The sequence below is a fragment of the Olsenella sp. kh2p3 genome, from assembly GCA_900119625.1.
In the GTDB taxonomy this organism is placed as follows: domain Bacteria; phylum Actinomycetota; class Coriobacteriia; order Coriobacteriales; family Atopobiaceae; genus Tractidigestivibacter.
On record FPKD01000006.1, the window covers coordinates 55,436 to 72,672 of the forward strand.

Annotated in this window: 15 protein-coding genes; 11 read left to right on the top strand and 4 right to left on the bottom strand. The window is 66.6% G+C overall.

What is annotated here, in order from left to right; genetic code table 11:
- Positions 1–44: 44 nt before the first annotated feature.
- Together BT122_RS07685 and BT122_RS07690 are read right to left on the bottom strand one after the other, a co-directional pair.
- Positions 45–932, bottom strand: coding sequence for an alpha/beta fold hydrolase (locus BT122_RS07685; protein ID WP_072355380.1), 888 nt, complete (start codon positions 930–932; stop codon positions 45–47).
- Positions 933–975: 43 nt separating this feature from the next.
- Complete coding sequence (locus BT122_RS07690; protein WP_218161972.1) at positions 976–2,100, bottom strand: aldo/keto reductase; 1,125 nt, start codon at positions 2,098–2,100, stop codon at positions 976–978.
- Positions 2,101–2,354: 254 nt separating this feature from the next.
- On the opposite strand from BT122_RS07690, the gene BT122_RS07695 reads away from it, so the two are divergent.
- From BT122_RS07695 to asrC, 6 genes are read left to right on the top strand one after another with little or no spacing between them, the layout of a single operon-like run.
- Positions 2,355–3,278 (top strand): ABC transporter substrate-binding protein, encoded by a 924-nt coding sequence (locus tag BT122_RS07695; protein ID WP_072355381.1) that lies wholly within the window; start codon positions 2,355–2,357, stop codon positions 3,276–3,278.
- Positions 3,279–3,280: 2 nt separating this feature from the next.
- Positions 3,281–4,342, top strand: a complete 1,062-nt coding sequence (locus BT122_RS07700; RefSeq protein WP_072355382.1) for a FecCD family ABC transporter permease — start codon at positions 3,281–3,283, stop codon at positions 4,340–4,342.
- Positions 4,339–5,100, top strand: a complete 762-nt coding sequence (locus BT122_RS07705) for an ABC transporter ATP-binding protein (protein ID WP_072355383.1) — start codon at positions 4,339–4,341, stop codon at positions 5,098–5,100. The genes BT122_RS07700 and BT122_RS07705 overlap by 4 nt, the downstream gene beginning before the upstream one ends.
- Positions 5,101–5,158: 58 nt before the next feature.
- Positions 5,159–6,235 (top strand): anaerobic sulfite reductase subunit AsrA, encoded by a 1,077-nt coding sequence (gene asrA, locus BT122_RS07710; RefSeq protein ID WP_072355384.1) that lies wholly within the window; start codon positions 5,159–5,161, stop codon positions 6,233–6,235.
- Entirely contained in the window at positions 6,228–7,025 is a 798-nt protein-coding gene (gene asrB, locus BT122_RS07715) for an anaerobic sulfite reductase subunit AsrB (RefSeq protein WP_072355385.1), read from the top strand. Before asrA ends, asrB begins: the two co-directional genes overlap by 8 nt.
- Positions 7,026–7,034: 9 nt before the next feature.
- Positions 7,035–8,024 (top strand): sulfite reductase subunit C, encoded by a 990-nt coding sequence (asrC, locus tag BT122_RS07720; RefSeq protein WP_072355386.1) that lies wholly within the window; start codon positions 7,035–7,037, stop codon positions 8,022–8,024.
- Positions 8,025–8,201: 177 nt separating this feature from the next.
- Here asrC and BT122_RS07725 read toward each other — a convergent pair whose 3' ends face one another.
- Positions 8,202–10,247 (bottom strand): methionine--tRNA ligase, encoded by a 2,046-nt coding sequence (locus BT122_RS07725; RefSeq protein WP_072355387.1) that lies wholly within the window; start codon positions 10,245–10,247, stop codon positions 8,202–8,204.
- Positions 10,248–10,429: 182 nt separating this feature from the next.
- Between BT122_RS07725 and BT122_RS07730 the strand changes: the two genes are divergently transcribed.
- The 5 genes from BT122_RS07730 to queA all read left to right on the top strand — a co-directional run bounded on the left by BT122_RS07730 (position 10,430) and on the right by queA (position 15,743).
- The gene (locus tag BT122_RS07730) at positions 10,430–11,752 is read left to right on the top strand and encodes a YwaF family protein (protein ID WP_072355388.1); all 1,323 of its coding nucleotides are present in this window, start codon (positions 10,430–10,432) and stop codon (positions 11,750–11,752) included.
- 440 nt (positions 11,753–12,192) lie between these two features.
- On the top strand, positions 12,193–13,020 hold the full coding sequence (locus BT122_RS07735; protein ID WP_072355389.1) for a PHP domain-containing protein: 828 nt from the start codon (positions 12,193–12,195) through the stop codon (positions 13,018–13,020).
- The gene (locus tag BT122_RS07740) at positions 13,017–13,820 is read left to right on the top strand and encodes a nucleoside/nucleotide kinase family protein (RefSeq protein ID WP_083432387.1); all 804 of its coding nucleotides are present in this window, start codon (positions 13,017–13,019) and stop codon (positions 13,818–13,820) included. The genes BT122_RS07735 and BT122_RS07740 overlap by 4 nt, the downstream gene beginning before the upstream one ends.
- Positions 13,801–14,469 (top strand): epoxyqueuosine reductase QueH, encoded by a 669-nt coding sequence (locus BT122_RS07745; protein ID WP_072355390.1) that lies wholly within the window; start codon positions 13,801–13,803, stop codon positions 14,467–14,469. The genes BT122_RS07740 and BT122_RS07745 overlap by 20 nt, the downstream gene beginning before the upstream one ends.
- A gap of 107 nt (positions 14,470–14,576) precedes the next feature.
- Complete coding sequence (gene queA, locus BT122_RS07750; RefSeq protein WP_072355391.1) at positions 14,577–15,743, top strand: tRNA preQ1(34) S-adenosylmethionine ribosyltransferase-isomerase QueA; 1,167 nt, start codon at positions 14,577–14,579, stop codon at positions 15,741–15,743.
- A gap of 38 nt (positions 15,744–15,781) precedes the next feature.
- On the opposite strand, the gene BT122_RS07755 is transcribed toward queA, so the two are convergent.
- Complete coding sequence (locus BT122_RS07755; protein ID WP_072355392.1) at positions 15,782–17,137, bottom strand: coiled-coil domain-containing protein; 1,356 nt, start codon at positions 17,135–17,137, stop codon at positions 15,782–15,784.
- Positions 17,138–17,237 lie beyond the last annotated feature (100 nt).

Consider the following 17,237-nt stretch of genomic DNA (forward strand, 5'->3'; position numbering starts at 1 on the left):
TAAAGAAGGGGAGGGATTCCGCTAAAGAACGAGGAGGGAATCCGCTAAAGAAGGGGAGGGGCGGGACTCGACTCAACCAGACGGAGAAGCGAGAAGAGCTCACGGTTCACGTCGTCGGGTGCGCACTTGGGTAGCACGTGGTCGGCGCCGGGGACCACCACCTTACGCGCGCCGGGTATCGCATCGACAATCCGCTGCGTCTCGGCGGGGGCGATGCAGTCGAACTCGCCGGACATAACCGTAGTGGGGCAGTGTATTGCCCCCAGCGATTCGGCAGGGATGTGGGGCTCGTCCAGCATGAGGCGCATGAGCTCGGCCGTTGTTCGGGCCTCGCTGGCGCTGGGCGTCACAATCGAGGGATCCACGCCCTCGGGCTTGCCCTCAAGCCATGCGGCCCATGCTTCGCACTGCTCGGCCGTGCCTTCCATGTCCCAATCGTCCTCCGCGAGGACGCCCTCGGGCGTGAGGTTTGCGCCCATCGAGAGAACCGAGGCCACGCGCTCGGGGTGGTCGCGGGCAAGGAGCAGCGCTTCTATCGCCCCGTCCGAGAAGCCCACAACGTGGGCGCGCTGCACGCCAAGCGCATCGAGTACTCCAAGCGCGTCGGCGGCCATGAGCTCGTAGGTAAGCGGGGCGCGCCCGCGCGTGGAAGCACCCTGGGCTCGGGAGTCAACGCCTATCGCACAGCGACCGTCACCCACAAGTCCGTTGATCTGCGCCCCAAAGATCCCGTGCTCCTCGCCGTTGCCATGCAGGAACAGCACGGGATACGTGCTCTCTCGCCGAGCCCCATCCGCGCCGTACACAAACACCGCAATCTGCGCGCCGTCCTCCGTTTGCACCCTACGCGCCACGCTCGGCGCGACAGTGGGACGCAGGTAGTAGCTGGGAAAGAGCGGCTGTGGCGGAACGGGTGCGGCAACGTGTGGCATGGGTTTCCTCTCGATGAATGGTCGCTCTTGCATTGGCTCGAGCCTACTCCAGCACCGCCGCGGCCTTCTCCAGCCACGAGGTGATCTGGATTCCCTGCGGACAGGCGCCCTCGCACTGAAGGCATCGCACGCAGTCGCTCGCCTTGCCACGCTTCGACACGGCCGACTGGTAGTCGCGCTTGGCGCCGGCAAGGTCGCCATACACAAGGTATCGGTTGTACGCCGAGAAGACCGAGGGGATGTCAATCTCCTGGGGGCATCCGCCGGTGCAGTAGTGGCACCCGGTGCAGGGAATCTGGTCGATGGCGGCAAGCGCCTTGCTCGCGTGCTCCACCGCGTCCTGCTCGACGGCGCTCAGCGGCGTGAATTCGCGCATGTAGGAGAGGTTGTCTGCCATCTGCTCGACGTTCGACATGCCGGAGAGCACGACCATCACGTTCTCCAGGCTAGCCACAAACCGCACCGCCCAGCTGGCAATCGAGGCGTCCGGGTTGGTCGCGTGCAGGATGTCCTGCACCTGCTGCGGCGGGTTGGCGAGAAGCCCGCCCTTGACGGGCTCCATCACCACGACGGGCTTGCCGTGGGCACAGGCCACCTCGTAGTTCTCGCGCGAGCAGACGCTGGGACTTTCCCAGTCGCCGTAATTGAGTTGCAGCTGCACGAACTCAGCCTCGGGGTGGCGCGTCAGGATCTGATCGAGGACATCCGGACGGTCGTGGAACGAGAAGCCCACGTGCCGCACAAGCCCCTGCTCCTTGGCCCTGGCCGCAAACTCCCAGATGCCATAGTCCTCGTAGTAGCCAATGTTTCTCGATCCCAGAGCATGCAGCAGGTAGAAGTCAAAATAGCCGGCCCCGGTGCGCTCGAGCGACACCGCAAGCTCTCGCTTCGCCTCGTCGGCGGACTTTGCCGCCCACGGGCTGGCGTTGACCTTGTCGGCTAGGTAGAAGCTCTCGCGAGGGTGTCGCCCAACAAGAAAGCGTCGCGTTGCCTCCTCGCTTCCCTCGTAGACGTAGGCGGTGTCAAAGTAGCGCATGCCCGCGTCGAGAAAGGCGTCGGTCATGGCCTCGCACTGCTCGATGTCGATGGTCTTGCCATCTGCCAGGCGCGGCAGACGCATGAGGCCAAACCCCAGCTTGGGCATGGTGGTCCCAAAGAACTCGTTCACGGCGGCTCCTCTCTACGAGAATGAGACAAAGGGACAGTCCCTTTGTCTCATTCACAGTATGGGGCATGTGCGGCGGTTGCCGCTTGGCTTCTCGGTCGCCGACACGATGAGACAAAGGGAAACTCCCTCTGTCTCATTTTTGTTGCGAAGCCAACAGAATAGCGATGCAGGTTTTTATATCGTCTTGTCATTATGGAGCTAGGGATATGATGGACGAGAAGATCCCAGCGCTACCAGTCTGTGCGGGAGGGACCATGCTCCAGAGAAGAGAATTCCTGCGCCTCTCGGTGCTCCTTGGTGCTGGCATCCTTGCCGGGTGCGCTGCGCAGCCAGATGCGAGTGCCTTCTCGACGCAGTCGGAAGGCGCGTCGGACGCATCCTCCTCGACCGATGCCACAAGCACCCGCGTTGTCGCTGCGTCCCGCTCGCTTGCCCAGATGGCAATTCTTGCTGGCATGCCGCCCGTGGGTGTGACCGAGGACGCCGCAGACCTCGACGGCCTGCCTGCAGACGTGGAGACCGTGGGCACCCCCGCCAAGCCCAGCCTCGAGAAGATCGTCGCGCTCGCGCCCACGCTCGTGCTCATCACCGCCGAGGTCCCCGCGCAGAAGGAGCTGGAGGCAGGCCTCGACGGCGCCGGCATCGCGTGGCGCGACGTCGACGTGAACGGCTTTGGCGACTACGCTGCCCACATGCAGGCGCTCACCGAGATGAGCGGCCGAAACGACCTCTACCAGGCCAACGTCGCGGACGTCTCCGACGCCATAGCCAAGGTCGAGGAGAGCGCCGCAGGCCTCCCGCAAGTGAGCTACCTGGCGCTTCTCGTCTCGTCGACCAAGGCGAAGGTCGCGAAGGGCGACTACTTCGCCTGCGAGGTCTTTGACAACCTGCAGATGGCAAACGTCACCGAGGACGACAGCTCCCTTGACGACCTCTCCGTCGAGGCCATCGTTGCCGCCGATCCCGACTACGTCTTTGTCATCCCCCGCGGGGATGAGGACGAGGCCAAGGCGGTCTTCAAGCAGGACTTCCAGGCGCAGCCCGCATGGGCGTCCCTGTCTGCGGTCAAGGCAGACAGGGTCAACGTATTGCCGAAGGACCTCTTCGAGTACAAGCCAAACGAGCGCTGGGCAGAGGCGTATTCCTACATCCTCGACCTCCGCGAGCAAGAGGGGTAGCCATGGCCCATGGGGGAGAGAGGACAAGCGAGAAGAGCCGCTGGGCTTGCGCCCTGGGCGTCGTGGCGCTCGCGTTCGTCTCGTTTGCCTCGCTCCTTCGGGGCACCGCGGCCCTGGGCACGCGCGAGGCGCTCCAGACGCTCGCCCTTCTCGCCTCCGGAGGCACCGCGGACGCCACCGCCACGCTCGTCCTCCTGAGCGTGCGCCTTCCCCGTGTGTTAGAGGGCGTGTGCTGCGGTGCAGCGCTTGCCTGCTCCGGTCTGCTCCTGCAGGCCTCGCTCGACAACGACCTTGCGTCGCCGGGCGTGATGGGTGTCAACTCCGGGGCGGGCCTGCTCTGGCTCGTGGCGGCACTCTGGATGCCAGGACATCCGGTGCTCCGGCAAGCCATGGCCTTTGTCGGCGCGCTTCTCGCCACCTTCCTGGTGTACCTGGTCTCGCGCCGCGCGGGGACCAGCCGTGGGACCGTGGTCCTTGCGGGCGTCGCCGTCTCGAGCCTCATGAGCGCGGCCATCGACGCCATTGTGGTCGTGTGGCCCGAGTCGGTCACGGACCGCGTGTCCTTCACGCTGGGTGGACTCTCGGGCGTCACCTATCAGAGCCTGGCGCTCTGCGCGCCCGCCCTGCTTGTGGCGCTTGCTGCAGGGGCTTACCTCGGCCGCGGCATAGACCTTCTCGCGCTGGGGGACGAGGCTGCGCACGGCCTGGGCCTCGACGTGCGCGCTTGCAGGCTTGGCGCCATCGTCTGCGCGTCGCTTCTCGCCGCCGCGGCCGTCTCGGTCTGTGGGCTTCTCAGTTTTGTGGGCCTCATCGTTCCCAACCTGGTGCGCATGTGGGCTAGGCCCACAACCCGCCAGGGGCTCGCGCTCTGCGCCGTGTGGGGCGCGACCCTCCTGGTTGCGTGCGACCTTGTGGCGCGTACCATCGCGTTTCCCTACGAGCTTCCGGTTGGCCTGGTGCTCGCGCTTCTCGGCGCGCCGTTCTTCATCGCGCTGCTCATGCGTCGAGGCCGCAGACACGGCTCGCACTCCGTGGCGGCTGGCCGCAGGGGTGATGCCGCGTGATTGCCGTGAGGGACCTATCGTTTGCGCGCGACGGCGGCTTTACCCTGGCCGTGGACTCGCTCGAGCTCAACGACGGCCAGGTGAGCGCCCTGGTGGGGAAGAACGGCTGTGGCAAGTCCACGCTGCTCCGCTGCCTTGCCGGCGTGCTGCCGCATGGTGGGAGCGTACTTCTGGACGGTGTTGAGCTGGGGGACCTTGGGCACAGGGAGCGCGCACGGCACCTGGCCTACCTGCCACAGGAGCTGGGGTGCCCGCAGATGGACGTCTACACCCTTGCCTGCCACGGGCGCTTTGCCACGCTTGGCGCCGTGAGGACCTTAGGCGAGAGGGACCGCCGCCTGGTGCGCCAGGCCATGGAGCTCACGGGCGTGTGGGAGCTTCGCGACCGACGCCTCGCGGACGTCTCCGGCGGCGAGCTTCAGCGCGCCTACCTGGCCATGGTTGTCGCCCAGGACGCGGGCACTCTCCTTCTCGACGAGCCGTCGGCGCACCTGGACGCCCACAGGCGCTGGGAGCTCGCAGGCCTGCTGCGCCGCCTTGCGGGAGAGGGACTTGCGGTGGTTGTTGCCACGCACGACGTGGAGTCGGCCTTCTCGTGTGCCGACAAGGTCTGCCTCATGGTGGACGGCCGGGTGGCTGCCCAGGGCCCGCCAGGCGTCGTGGCGGCAAGCGGGGCGGTGGCCTCGGCGCTTGGGGTTGGCGTGGCCGAGCAGGACGACCCCAAACTCATGTGGCGGTATGCGCTCACACGCGCGTGAACCTGCCCGCGAGACAAGAAAGGACATGCGCCCTCGGGCGCGGAAGAGAGGGGAGACCATGGGATACGTGCTTGATGGGGAGGGGCTTGACGGGCTGGTTCGCGAGCTTGCCCGCGACTACCTCGTCTTTGCGCCGGTCCGCAAGGTGGGCGCCGGCCGCTTCACCGACGTGGACCAGGTGATCTACGACTTTGTGGACGACGCGTCACAGATCGAGCTTGACGTCAAGAGCGACTACTCGTTCAAGGAGCTGCTCACGCCGCTCTCGCAGACGCTCTTCTACTACACCGAGGACCAGGTGCGCGAGGCGGGCGGCATCGGCGCTGCCGGCGACCCTGCCCGTGAGGGGGACGCGCGCGACGTCCTCGTGCTCATGCGCGCCTGCGACCTGCATGGCGTCAAGCGCCTCGACGCCATGTACCTGCACAACGGCCCCGAGGACAGCTTCTATCGGCGCATCCGCGACCGCGTGCACTTTGTGCTTCTCGGCTGCCCGCAGACCTTCGAGCATTGCTTCTGCGTGGACATGGGATCAAACGTTGCGCCGGACAACTGGGAGTTCTCGCTCGAGCGCTCGGACGAGGGCTATGCGTGCGCCGTTGCCAACGAGTCGCTCCGCCCGCTCTTCGAGCGCTATGCTACGGCTAGTCGCGACGTGGTGCCCGCGCACGTCACCCAGAACGAGGTGCACGTGCGCGTTCCCAAGACGGTGCCGCTCGAGCTTCGCACCAGCCCCGTGTGGGACGAGTACAACCACCGCTGCATTGGCTGCGGCCGCTGCACGCTGGTGTGCCCCACCTGCACCTGCTTCACCATGCAGGACGTTGCCTACACCGAGAACGGCCGGGTGGGCGAGAGACGCCGCGTGCAGGCCAGCTGCATGATCGACGGCTACTCCACGGTGGCCGGCGGCGCGAGCTACCGCAAGCAGCACGGTGAGCGCATGCGCTTCAAGGTGCTTCACAAGGTGTACGACTTCCGCCAGCGCTTTGGCTACGACATGTGCGTGGGCTGCGGCCGCTGCGACGACGTCTGCCCCGAGTACATCAGCTTCGCCGCGTGCGTCAACAAGCTCTCTGACGCCGTGGACGAGTGGGACGCCCAGCATGAGGGGAGCGTGGCCCGTGATGCCTAGCAACAACCCGTACATACCCTTCTCCTCCAAGGTGCTCGAGGTCATCAAGCACACCGAGAAGGAATACACCTTCCGCATGGCCTTTGAGGGCGAGGTGCGCCCCGGCCAGTTCTTCGAGGTCTCGGTCCCCAAGTACGGCGAGGCACCCATCAGCGTGAGCGGCATCGTGCCCGGCGAGTCGGTCGACCTCACCATCCGCCGCGTGGGCGTGGTGACCAACGAGGTCTTCGAGGCCTACGAGGGCGAGAACCTCCTCCTGCGCGGCCCCTACGGCAATGGCTTCGAGGTGGAGCGCTACCTCGACGGCGAGTGCGTTGTTGTGGCCGGCGGCACGGGCGTGAGCCCCGTGCGCGGCGTCGTGGAGGCGCTGGCAGCTAGCGCCACGCCGCAGGACAAGCACGTAATCGTGGGCTTCCGCAGCCCCAACGACCTTCTCTTCCGCGACGACCTCGCGCGCTGGGAGAGCCTCGTCGACCTCATCCTCACGGTGGACGGCGCGCCCGAGGGCTACGAGGGCAACGTGGGCCTCGTCACGAAGTACATCCCTGGCCTCCCGCTGCGAGACCCATCCACGGCGCAGGCCATCGTGGTGGGACCGCCGCCCATGATGCGCTTCTCGGTGAAGGGCCTTCTCGAGCTTGGCCTTGCCGAGGAGAACATCTGGGTGAGCCAGGAGCGAAAGATGTGCTGCGGCCTGGGCAAGTGCGGCCACTGCCGCATTGGCGAGAAGTACGTGTGCCTGGACGGGCCCGTCTTCAACTACACCCAGAGCAAGCAGTTGCTGGACTAGGAGGCCGCCATGATTCAGGACATCGACGTCAAGGCCATGAAGAAGAACGCGTTCCGCGTGAGCAAGGAGCGCGGGATGACCGCCAGCCGCGTGCGCGTGCCCGGCGGCCTCGTGAGCGCCAAGAGCATGGCGCGCATCGTGGAGATCGCCGAGGAGTACGGCAGGGGGGAGATCTTCCTCACCAACCGCCAGGGAGTGGAGATCCCGGGCATCCACATGGAGGACATGCCCAAGGTAAACGAGAAGCTCAAGACCATCATCGAAGACACCAAGATCAACCAGGAGGACACCTCCCAGGGCTATCTTGCCAGCGGCACGCGCAACGTGGTCGCCTGCCCCGGCAAGCGCCTGTGCCCGTTTGGCTGCTACGACACCACCGCCTTCGCGCAGCGCATGGACCACGAGATCTTCCCCAACAACCGGCACGTGAAGGTGGCCTTCACCGGGTGCTCAAACGACTGCGCTCACGTGGCCCTGAACGACTTTGGCATCATCGGCATGACCGAGCCCCAGTACGACCCCAACCGCTGCATTGGCTGCGGGCAGTGCGTGGACTGGTGCCAGAGACGCTCGGTGAGCGCGCTCAGGCTCGAGAAGGGCAAGGTCGTGCGCGACGAGGACCGCTGCATAGGCTGCGGCGTGTGCGTGGTCTACTGCCCCACGCGCGCCTGGACCCGCAGCCCCGAGCACTACTTCCGCGTCAAGATCATGGGCCGCACGGGCAAGCAGAACCCGCGGCTTGCGCAGGACTGGCTGCGCTGGGTGGACGAGGACTCCATCGTGAAGATCGTGAAGAACACCTACGCCTTCATCGAGGAGTACATCGACCCCAACGCGCCCGAGGGCAAGGAGCACATCGGCTACATCGTGGACCGCGTGGGCTTCGACGAGTTCTGCGAGTGGGCCTTGAAGGACGTCGAGCTGCCCGAGAAGTGCCAGCGTGCGACGCGCGTGTACTGGGACGGCAAGCGCTACGACCGCGACAACAGCCTGCGATGAGGCAAAAAGGACAGTCCCTTTGTCTCATCCAAGAAGAGGGGCGCCCTGGCGGCGCCCCTCTTTTCTCGTCTTACTTCTGGCTCACAGTACCTTTGGTGACAGTTCTGATCTTGTTCAAGAGTTCCTGTCTCGGGTGAGCCATATTTTGACAACAACGTTGTCAAAAACCCTCTCGTCCTATTTCTGGCTTGGGTGCTTCTCGAAGAAGTCGAAGCGCGGCGGCAGCTCGGGCAGCGCGTGCTCGGCGGGATTCTCGCCAAGCGCCTGCGCCAGCTCGCCGGGGGTCTTAAACGCGTGCTCCCACGAGAAGAACGCATCTGCCGGGAAGCCAAGGTGCTCGCAGATCTTTTCGCAGCCGGCAGGCACCGCGGGGTGCATGAGCAGCGTCACCGTGCGCAGCGCGGCAAAGGCGTTGGCGAGCGCGTGCTCGTAGGCCGCGTCGTCGCCCTTGGCGGCCTTGGACTCGTCGCCCCAGCGGCGGTTTGCGTCGCGGCAGAAGTCCTCGGCAACGGCGAGCGCCCCGTGGGCGTCAAAGGCGTGGGCGTAGCGCTCGTAGGAAAGCGTCGCCTCGCGGCAGGCGTCAAGCACGTCCGCGTCCGCCTCGACCGCAGGCAGGTGTCCCGCGCAGACGTTCTGCGCACCGTAGATGCAGCTCCTGGCAAGGCGGTTGAAGATGTTGGTGAGGAAGGCGCTCTCCTTGAGGGCGGGGTCGACCACGCGCGGATCATCCTTCACCAGCACGTCCTGGCCGGTGGCCTTGTCCTTGTGGCTCACGGAGGTGTCGTAGGGCTTGGGCGAAAAGCTCACGGCCTTCTGGTCGAGGCCCAGGCTCAGCCAGTGGCAGCGCAGCTGCTCGGCGGTGTAGTGGTCAAGAAGCTCGGCGGCCATGGGCGGGCGGATCTTGCCCGAGCTGGAGGCCTTCTTGTTCATGAAGAGGATGTGGTAGTTTGCCACGGGCGTGTCCTGGAAGAGGCCCCAGTCGAGGGCGTCCCACAGCGCCGGCTGCGCCACGCAGTAGAAGTAGATGTTGTCCTGGCCAATGAACTGGTAGACCTTGGCGTCGTCGGCGCACCACCAGTCGCGCCAGTCGTCTGACGAGAAGCGCGTGCCGCCGTTCTTCTCGTCAAGGGCAAACGCGGTCTGTGTGAAGCTGATGGGCGCCCAGAGGCTCTCGGGCCAGCACCACACGGTCAGGCCGTGGGTGTCCTCTAGATCCGGCGCGGGTACGCCCCACTCGATGTTGCCGGTGATGCGGAAGGGCAGAAGCGTCTTGCCCGTGCGGAAGCGCACGCCGGAGGCCTCGAGGACCGCGCGTGCGTCGTCGCGGTCACGCCAGTTGGCAAACTCGACGGAGAAGGACTGCTGGCCCTTCTCGGCCTCGTGGAGCTGGTGGGCGGGGAGCTTGTCCTCGACCGCGTCGAAGCTCTCGCGGAACTTGTCCTGGATGTAGACCACGGGCGGGACGAGAGACTCGCGCACGGTCTTGGTCACGATGGGCCTCACCTGCGGGTCGACGTCCCACTCGTCCATGAGCTCCTTGAGCTGGGCCTCGAAGGCGGGCAGGTCGAAGTACCAGTTGTCAACGGGGCGCAGCTCGGGCGTGGTGCCGGTGAGCGCCGAGACGGGGCTGATGAGCTCCTCGGGGTCAAACTGGTGGCCCAAGTCGCACTCGTCGGCATAGGCCTTCTCGGACTTGCAGCCGCGCACGGGGCAGCGACCGATGACCTGGCGCCCATTGAGGAACTGGCCGGCTTTGACGTCGTAGAACTGGCGGGTGCTCATCTTGTGCAGGTAGCCGCGCTCGTGGAGGCGGCGTAGGACCTCGGCGGTGAGACGCGCGTGGAAGTCGTGCGCGGGCTCGAGGCCGGAGCCCGCGAAGAGATCGAGCGAGATGCCGTAGGCGTCGAGCGCCGCCTTCTGGGCGTCATGGTTCGCCTGGACGTAGTCCGTGATGGTGCCCTGGTAGCCCTCCTGCTCCACCTTCTTGCGGTAGCCCTCCATGATGGGCGAGCCGTAGCAGTCCGTGCCGGAGACGAAGATCACGTTCTTGCTCCCGATGCGGTCGCGCAGGAAGCGCGCGAAGAAGTCCGCGGGCACAAAGACCCCGCCGATGTGGCCAAAGTGCAGGTTCTTGTTGCCGTACGGCATGCCCCCTGTGATGACGGCGCGTGCGGGGAAGCTCGGACGGTCTTGCTCCGTGACGTTCTGGGAATTGTCTGCCATGTGGGACGTGCTCCCTCTTGGTTGTGGTGGTGCTGGTGTGGCGCCCGCTGGCGTGTCGTGCGCGCCACGGGCCACGTGATTATCCCACAACGGGCGTGGCCGCGGGTGGTCTGGCGGGTACGTTAAAGAGTGCGACCGAGTGCGGCGAGAGGGACCAGGGTCGAGAGAGCAGAGGAGGGGATATGAGCGTCGAGAAGGTCATAGTCGCGGAGCCGCTGCTGTGGGGCGGGCAGGGCTTTGCCATGTTCGGGGCGTGGCACCTGCTCTGGCTTGCCATCTGCGCGACGGTCATAGCGCTTCTCGTCCATAGCTACCGGAGCCTTCCCGCAGACGACTCCTGGCACGGCGGCAGGCGCTGGCTCGTCCTTGCTGCCGCCATCGTTCCCAACGCGCTGCTGCTGTGGGGAGACGTGCTCAAGGTGCAGACGGGGACCTTCTCGCCCAACTGGTGGCCGCTCCACCTGTGCAACATCGCCGAGTACATCTGTCTGTGGCATGCGCTCGCCCCGTCGCGCGTGACTCGCGAGCTGCTGCTCTGCTTTGGCCTCACCGGCGGCCTCTGCGCCATGCTCTTCCCCGGTTGGACGTACTGTCCGCCATACACGCTGCCCTGCATCAGCGGCTTCATGGAGCATGCGTTCATCTTCTCGGTGTCGCTCATGGCGCTCGACGACCTGCACACAGCTCCCAGGTGGCGTGACGCGTGGATCTCACTTGTGGCTGCCGTGCTCTACCTGGTCTTCTTTAGGTGGTTTAACGGTATGTTCGACACCAACTTCGGCTTTGTGACAAGTCCCGCCGTGGGTTCGCCGCTCGAGTGGTGGGAACGTGCCTTTGGCAACCCCGGCTACCTCGTGCCGTACATGGCCTCGTTTGCCGTGGCGGTGGTGCTACTCCACGCCTGGCAGGAGCGACGCCGTCGGCGAGAGGCGCCATCAAAGGAAGGGGGATGCGGAGTGAGGAGCGTGGCGCAGCTCGACATCCTGGGAGACACCCCGCTCGCCCGGCGCATGATGGCAGGCTCGGTGGCGCTTCTCGCTGTGGGGTTTGTCGGTGCCTTCTTCCTGGTTGTTGCCGACGGCTGGGGCACGGACGTTGGCGCGTGGTTTGCCCTTTCTGTGGTGGTGACGGTTGTGGCCCTGCCCGTGCACGAGCTTGTCCACGCGGCGGCTTTCCTGTTGCTGGGGCGCGGACGCGTGCGCATTCGCTTTGGGTACGAGGCCGGAATGCTCTACACCAGGGCGGAGGGCGAGCCCATTTCTCGCGGACGCTTCCTCGTCGTGCTTCTGGCGCCGGCCGTCGTTGTCACCGCAGCGCTTGTCGTAGCTGGGGAGCTTCTCGCCGGTCCAGCGCTTGCCTGGGCGCTTGCGTGGGCGCACCTCTCCGGATGCGCCGGCGACCTGGCCATGGTTTGGGGAATTGCTCGCACGCCCGGCTGCACGCACGTGCGCGACACCGCTACGGGAGTAGAGCTTCTCGCCGATGACGATGGTGGAGACGCCTAGCCTCGTGCCCAGGTGCGTTCGCTTTTCTAGACGCGCGTATTCGACGGTTAGGCTCCCCTAACCGTCCTGAATCGGCGGAACGGTTTCGTTGACGCGGAATCCGGACGTTTGGCTGGGGCTAACCGTCTATTAAGCGCGCTGGCGAGAAGGCCGCTGGCGAGAAAGACGCTGGCGAGAAGGCCGCTGATGAGAAGGACGCTGGCGAGAAGGCCGGGGCGAGAAGGACGCTGGCGAGCAGGCCAGGCGAGAAGGCCGCTGGCGAGCAGGCCAGGCGAGAAGGCCGCCTGCCGTCGCCCCGGCCCGCTGCACCCACCGCCGCCCCGGTCGGCCTCCCCCTTACGTTCTCTTTGCGTTCTTCTCGCCGCCAGCTTGCGGCCGGCCTACCGCGTCGCGCTATTGTGGTCGCGTGAGAATCCTTTAAGAAAGCCTAGAGGCACTGCATGATCAACGCCAACTTCCACACGCACACGACGCTCTGCGACGGGAGGAACACGCCGGGCGAGATGGCCAAGGCAGCCTATGACGCCGGGCTTGTCGCTCTTGGCTTCTCGGGTCACATGGATCAGGACGTCCATATGGACTGGGACGCCTACGTGGCCCAGATCCGCCGCCTTCAGGACGAGTATCGTGGCCGCATGGACATCCTTCTCGGCGTGGAGCTGGACACGCTCTACGACCCCGCCTGCTGTCCCGGCGCGGAGTACAGGATCGGCTCCACGCACTTCGTGGACCTCGACGTGCCGTGCGACACGGCGGTCGACTGGACTCCCGAGAGGCTCGAGACCCTGTGCCTCGAGGCGTTTGGTGGCAACTGGATGGCGCTTGTCCGCGCCTACTACGAGCTGGAGGCCACGACGCGCGACCGTACGGAATGCACCTTCGTTGGCCACTTCGACCTAGTGAGCAAGTTCAACGAGGGCGGTCGCTTCTTCGACGAGACGTCCCGCGAGTACCTTGCACCCGCGCTCGAGGCCATGGAGTACCTGGTGGGGGAGGGCGTGCCCTTCGAGGTCAACTGCGGAGCCATGGCCCCGGGCATCCGCAGCCAGCCCTATCCCCGTCGCGAGCTGTTGCGCGCCCTGCACGAGATGGGCGGACAAATACTCGTGAACTCAGACGCCCACAGCGCGGATCTTCTCTGCTGCGGGCTCGACGAGGGCGCGCGCTTCGCCGTATCGTGCGGCTTTGCGAGCGCGCTCGTCCTTGGCCACGACGAGCGCGGGGAGGTCGTGATGCGCGAGGTGGCGCTGGAGGAGGCCGCGCAATGACGGGGACCCATCGGGAAAGCGTTGTCGACCTCGTCGTCGACGGGGTGCCGTGCAGGCTGCCCTTCTCGGGGCAGACCATTCGCCTCTGCCACGACCTTCTCGCCAAATGGACTTCGCGCCAGCGTGAGCTTGGCCGCCGCATGGTCATCTTTCTCGCCGCCCCTCCAGGAGCCGGGAAGTCCACCTTCGCGAGCCTCCTCGCAAGGCTCTCCCGCGAGGACAAGGCATACGAACCGCTGGTGGCACTGCCACTCGACGGCTTTCACTACCATGCGGACGTGATTGCAAAGGGCATCGTTTGCGTCGAAGGGCAACGGGTGCCCATGCGCGAGGTAAAGGGCACGCTGGAGACCTTCGACCATGCCCACTTTGCCGAGAAGTGCGGCGAGCTCTGCTCGGGCGGGGCCGTTTCGTGGCCGCGCTACGACCGCAACATCCACGACGTCGTCGACGACGCGATCGTGGTTCCGGCGGACGCGCGCCTGGTGCTCGTCGAGGGAAACTGGCTCCTCTCGAGCGAGTCCCCATGGGACGAGACGCGCGGCCTGGCAGACGCGTCGTATCTCCTGGTGGCTGACAAGGACCTCCTTCACCGCCGGCTGGTTGCGCGCAAGGTTCGCGGTGGGCTAACGCCCGAGGCGGCAGAGAAGTGGTACATGAGGTGCGACGGAATGAACGTGCGTCGCGTACTCGCGCATTCCTCGGCAGACAATATCCTGGTAGAGGACGAGAAGGGCAGCATTAGGCCTTCTGGAGGAAAGATTGTGGGGAGCGGTGCCGATGCAATTTCACGGGGATGACAAGAACGGCAGCGGTTTGGTGCCGAGTTCCCGTACGCCGCTGCTCCTCCATGCATGCTGCGGTCCCTGCTCGATAGAGCCCGTGGAGTTTCTTCGCCGTGAGGGCTTCGAGCCAACCATCTGCTGGACCAACCCAAACATCCAGCCCATGGCCGAGCACGACCGTCGCCTTGCCACGCTCCGCGCGTGGGCGGCAGACGTGGCTCACGTCGACCTGATTGTCGCCGGAGACGATCGTGCCGCGTGGGAGAAAGGCGTCGCGCCCCACGGCTTCGACCGCGCCGCCCGTTGCCGCGCCTGCTACGCCCTGCGCCTCGCCGAGGCCTGTCGCACCGCCCGCGAGCTGGGCTTCACACACATATCCACCACGCTCGCCGTCTCTCCGTACCAGCTCTTCGAGACCTGCGGCGACGTGCTTGCCAAGACCGCTGCCGCCTACGGCCTTACGCCGGTGTGGCGCGACTTCAGGCCCTTCTACCCCGAGGCCACCCGCACCTCCCGCGACCTTGGCATGTATCGCCAGAACTACTGTGGCTGCCGCTTCTCGGCCGCCGAGGCCGCCGTCGAGCGCCACGAGGCCCGCGACCGCCGCAAGGCCGAGCGCGAGGCCGCCCACGCCGCAGCCAACGCTGCCGCAGCCGCGCGCTAGCCTCGCCGTCGCTTTGTGCCGCCACGCGCTAGAATGGGCGGCCGGCGCACTAAGCGCCGCGCCGCACCTCATCACACCAGCCCTAGGGCACGAGGAGAACCACACACATGCGCACCGACGACTTTGACTACCCGCTCCCAGACGAGCTCATTGCACAGGCACCCGCGGAGCCCCGCGACTCCTGCCGCCTTCTCGTGCTCAACCGTGAGGACGGCTCGCTCGAGCACCGCCACTTCACCGACGTGATTGGCTACCTCGATCCCGGCGACCTTCTCGTTGCCAACAAGACGCGCGTCATGCCGGCCCGCCTTGTGGGCCACAAGCGCGGCACCGGCGGCGTGGCCGAGACGCTCCTGCTCAAGCGCCGAGAGGACCTCGACCCCCTGGGCCACGTGTGGGAGTGCCTCGTGAACCCCGGCAAGCGCCTCCGCCAGCCGGGCACCATCATCGAGTACCGCGCGGGCGGGCTGCACGCACCGCTCTCGGCGGAGGTCGTGCTCACCGGCGAGATCCTCGACTTCCTCGAGGACAACCGCGGCGGGCGCCTTGTGCGCTTCGAGCCGCAGGGCGGCCGTACGCTCGACTCTGCCATCCACGAGGCGGGGCACGTGCCCCTTCCGCCCTACATCACCAGCTACGAGGGCGACCCCGAGAAGTACCAGACCGTCTACGCCATGCACGAGGAGCACTCCGCGGCGGCACCCACGGCAGGCCTGCACTTCACCCCCGAGCTCATCAAGAGGATCGAGGACAAAGGCGTGGGCTGGAAGACGGTCGAACTTGAGGTGGGCATCGACACCTTCCGCCTGGTCACCGAGGACGACCCCACCAAGCACGTGATGCACACCGAGCGATACCACGTACCGCAGGACGTGGTCGACGCCGTGCATGCCACGAAGGCTGCTGGCCATCGCGTCGTTGCCGTGGGCACAACGGCGGTGCGCTCGCTCGAGAGCGCCTGGGACGCGGATGCGCCTGCGTCCGCGCCGGCCGTCACGGCCCGTCGCTTCGAGGACGCGCCGGACTCCGCGGCCGTCACGGGGCGCGGGGACATCGTGGAGCGCCGCGACGCCACCACGAACCTCTACCTCATGCCGGGTTCCACCTACCACGTGGTGGACGCCCTCATCACCAACTTCCACGTGCCGCGCTCGACCCTCATGATGCTCGTCTCGGCCCTTGCCACGCGCGAGCAGATCATGGCCGCCTACCAGGCAGCCATTGACGAGAAGTACCGCTTCCTCTCGTTTGGCGACGCCATGCTCATAAGGTAGCCGTGGTAGCGGCCCCGTGGCGGGGCCGCCTGTTCCCGCTACGGGGCCGCAGGCACCGTGCCCGTCGTGGTCACGCTCGTCGACGTCACCGTGCCCGCGGCCTCGCCGCCCTGGCCAAGGAACATGGAGACGACGAGAACAACCACGAGGACCACCACGACGGCGAGTATCGCCATCACGGCGACGCGGGTCGTGCGAGTGCGGCGGCGCAGGTCCCGCTCGGCGTGCCCAAGCTCCTCGACCTGCTCGCGCTGCGCCTCAAGCGCCTGCTCCCGCTCGGCGATCGAGCTGCGTAGTTGTGCCGTTGCCTGGGGTGTGTCGTGGATGTTCCTTGCCTCGGCGAGAAGGTCGTTCGCCTTGCTCGCATCGGTCCTCGCGTTGTCACGCAGCCGATTGGAGCGCTCGACCTCTGCCTTGTGGCGCTCGATGTTGTCGGAGAGCTTCTTCTGGCGCGCGTCCGCCTCCGAGCGAAGGCGGTCGTACTCGCCCCGCCGCTCCTTGGCGTCCGCCTGCATGGCGTCCGCCTCGCGCTGGGCGGTCTCGAGCGACTGCTTCTGGGTCCATAGGTGGGTCTGCGCGTTGTCGACGGAGGACTGGGCATCTGCCGTCGCTCGTGCCACGGCGGTCTCCGCTGCGCTCACGTGCGCGGCCTCCGCGGCCAGCTCCTGCTTCACCTGGGCGATAGCGTTGCCCTTTGCGGAGGGGTCCGCGAGGAGCTTGTCGAGCTCTCCCTGGACCTTGCGCTGGCGGGCCTTCGAGTTGTCGAGCGCGCGGTTTGCCGAGGCGATCGCCTGCTCGCGGCGGTCGGTGGCATCCTTCACCTGGCCCTCTGCCGTGCGCACCGCGCGCTTGGCCTCGGCGACCGTGCGCGAGGCGTCGTCGGCGCGGCCCTTGGACGATTCGGCGAGCTGCTTGTATGGACGCAGCGCCTGCTCGTCGTCCGCGCGCATCTTGGCGAGACGCGCCTCGAGGTCCTTGAGCTCTCGGGTGAGCTGCGCCGCGCGATCGACGGCGTCGGCCGCGCGCCTCTGGGCGTCGGCGAGCGCCGCGGTCTGCGTCTCAACGATGCCGTCGTAGCCCGCCTCGATGCTCTCACGGTGCTCGAGGGCAGCACGCTTGGCCGCAAGGTCCTTCTCCATGGCTTCCATCTGCGTCTTTGCCGAGGAGTGCTCGCGCGATGCGTCCCGGACGTCGCGAAGGGCGGTGAACCCGGCGGCGATGCCCCTGCCCGCCCCGCGCGCGGCTCCGGCGGCCGCACCGGCAGCCCTGGAGGCGGCCTGGGCGGCTCCGTCCCGCCCGCCCTTCTCGGCAGTTGCGCCCTTTTCGGTCTCCGAAGGCGCCGCGCCCTTCTCGGCAGCGTCCTGCTCGCCTTTCTTGCCCTTGTCCCAAGCCATGAGGGCTCCTCTCAAAAGCGCGCCCCTGCGGGCGCGAGTGTGGTTGTGATTGCACCGCCGCGGCCGTGCGGTCGCCGTTGCGCACTCCCATTGTGCCCCA

Coding starts and splice junctions, on each gene's coding strand:
- asrA (WP_072355384.1), top strand. CDS start 5,159: ATGGGATACGTGCTTGATGGGGAGGGGCTTGACGGGCTGGTTCGCGAG.
- BT122_RS07755 (WP_072355392.1), bottom strand. CDS start 17,137: ATGGCTTGGGACAAGGGCAAGAAAGGCGAGCAGGACGCTGCCGAGAAG.
- BT122_RS07745 (WP_072355390.1), top strand. CDS start 13,801: ATGCAATTTCACGGGGATGACAAGAACGGCAGCGGTTTGGTGCCGAGT.
- asrC (WP_072355386.1), top strand. CDS start 7,035: ATGATTCAGGACATCGACGTCAAGGCCATGAAGAAGAACGCGTTCCGC.
- BT122_RS07685 (WP_072355380.1), bottom strand. CDS start 932: ATGCCACACGTTGCCGCACCCGTTCCGCCACAGCCGCTCTTTCCCAGC.
- BT122_RS07730 (WP_072355388.1), top strand. CDS start 10,430: ATGAGCGTCGAGAAGGTCATAGTCGCGGAGCCGCTGCTGTGGGGCGGG.
- BT122_RS07700 (WP_072355382.1), top strand. CDS start 3,281: ATGGCCCATGGGGGAGAGAGGACAAGCGAGAAGAGCCGCTGGGCTTGC.
- BT122_RS07725 (WP_072355387.1), bottom strand. CDS start 10,247: ATGGCAGACAATTCCCAGAACGTCACGGAGCAAGACCGTCCGAGCTTC.
- BT122_RS07740 (WP_083432387.1), top strand. CDS start 13,017: ATGACGGGGACCCATCGGGAAAGCGTTGTCGACCTCGTCGTCGACGGG.
- queA (WP_072355391.1), top strand. CDS start 14,577: ATGCGCACCGACGACTTTGACTACCCGCTCCCAGACGAGCTCATTGCA.
- asrB (WP_072355385.1), top strand. CDS start 6,228: ATGCCTAGCAACAACCCGTACATACCCTTCTCCTCCAAGGTGCTCGAG.
- BT122_RS07695 (WP_072355381.1), top strand. CDS start 2,355: ATGCTCCAGAGAAGAGAATTCCTGCGCCTCTCGGTGCTCCTTGGTGCT.
- BT122_RS07735 (WP_072355389.1), top strand. CDS start 12,193: ATGATCAACGCCAACTTCCACACGCACACGACGCTCTGCGACGGGAGG.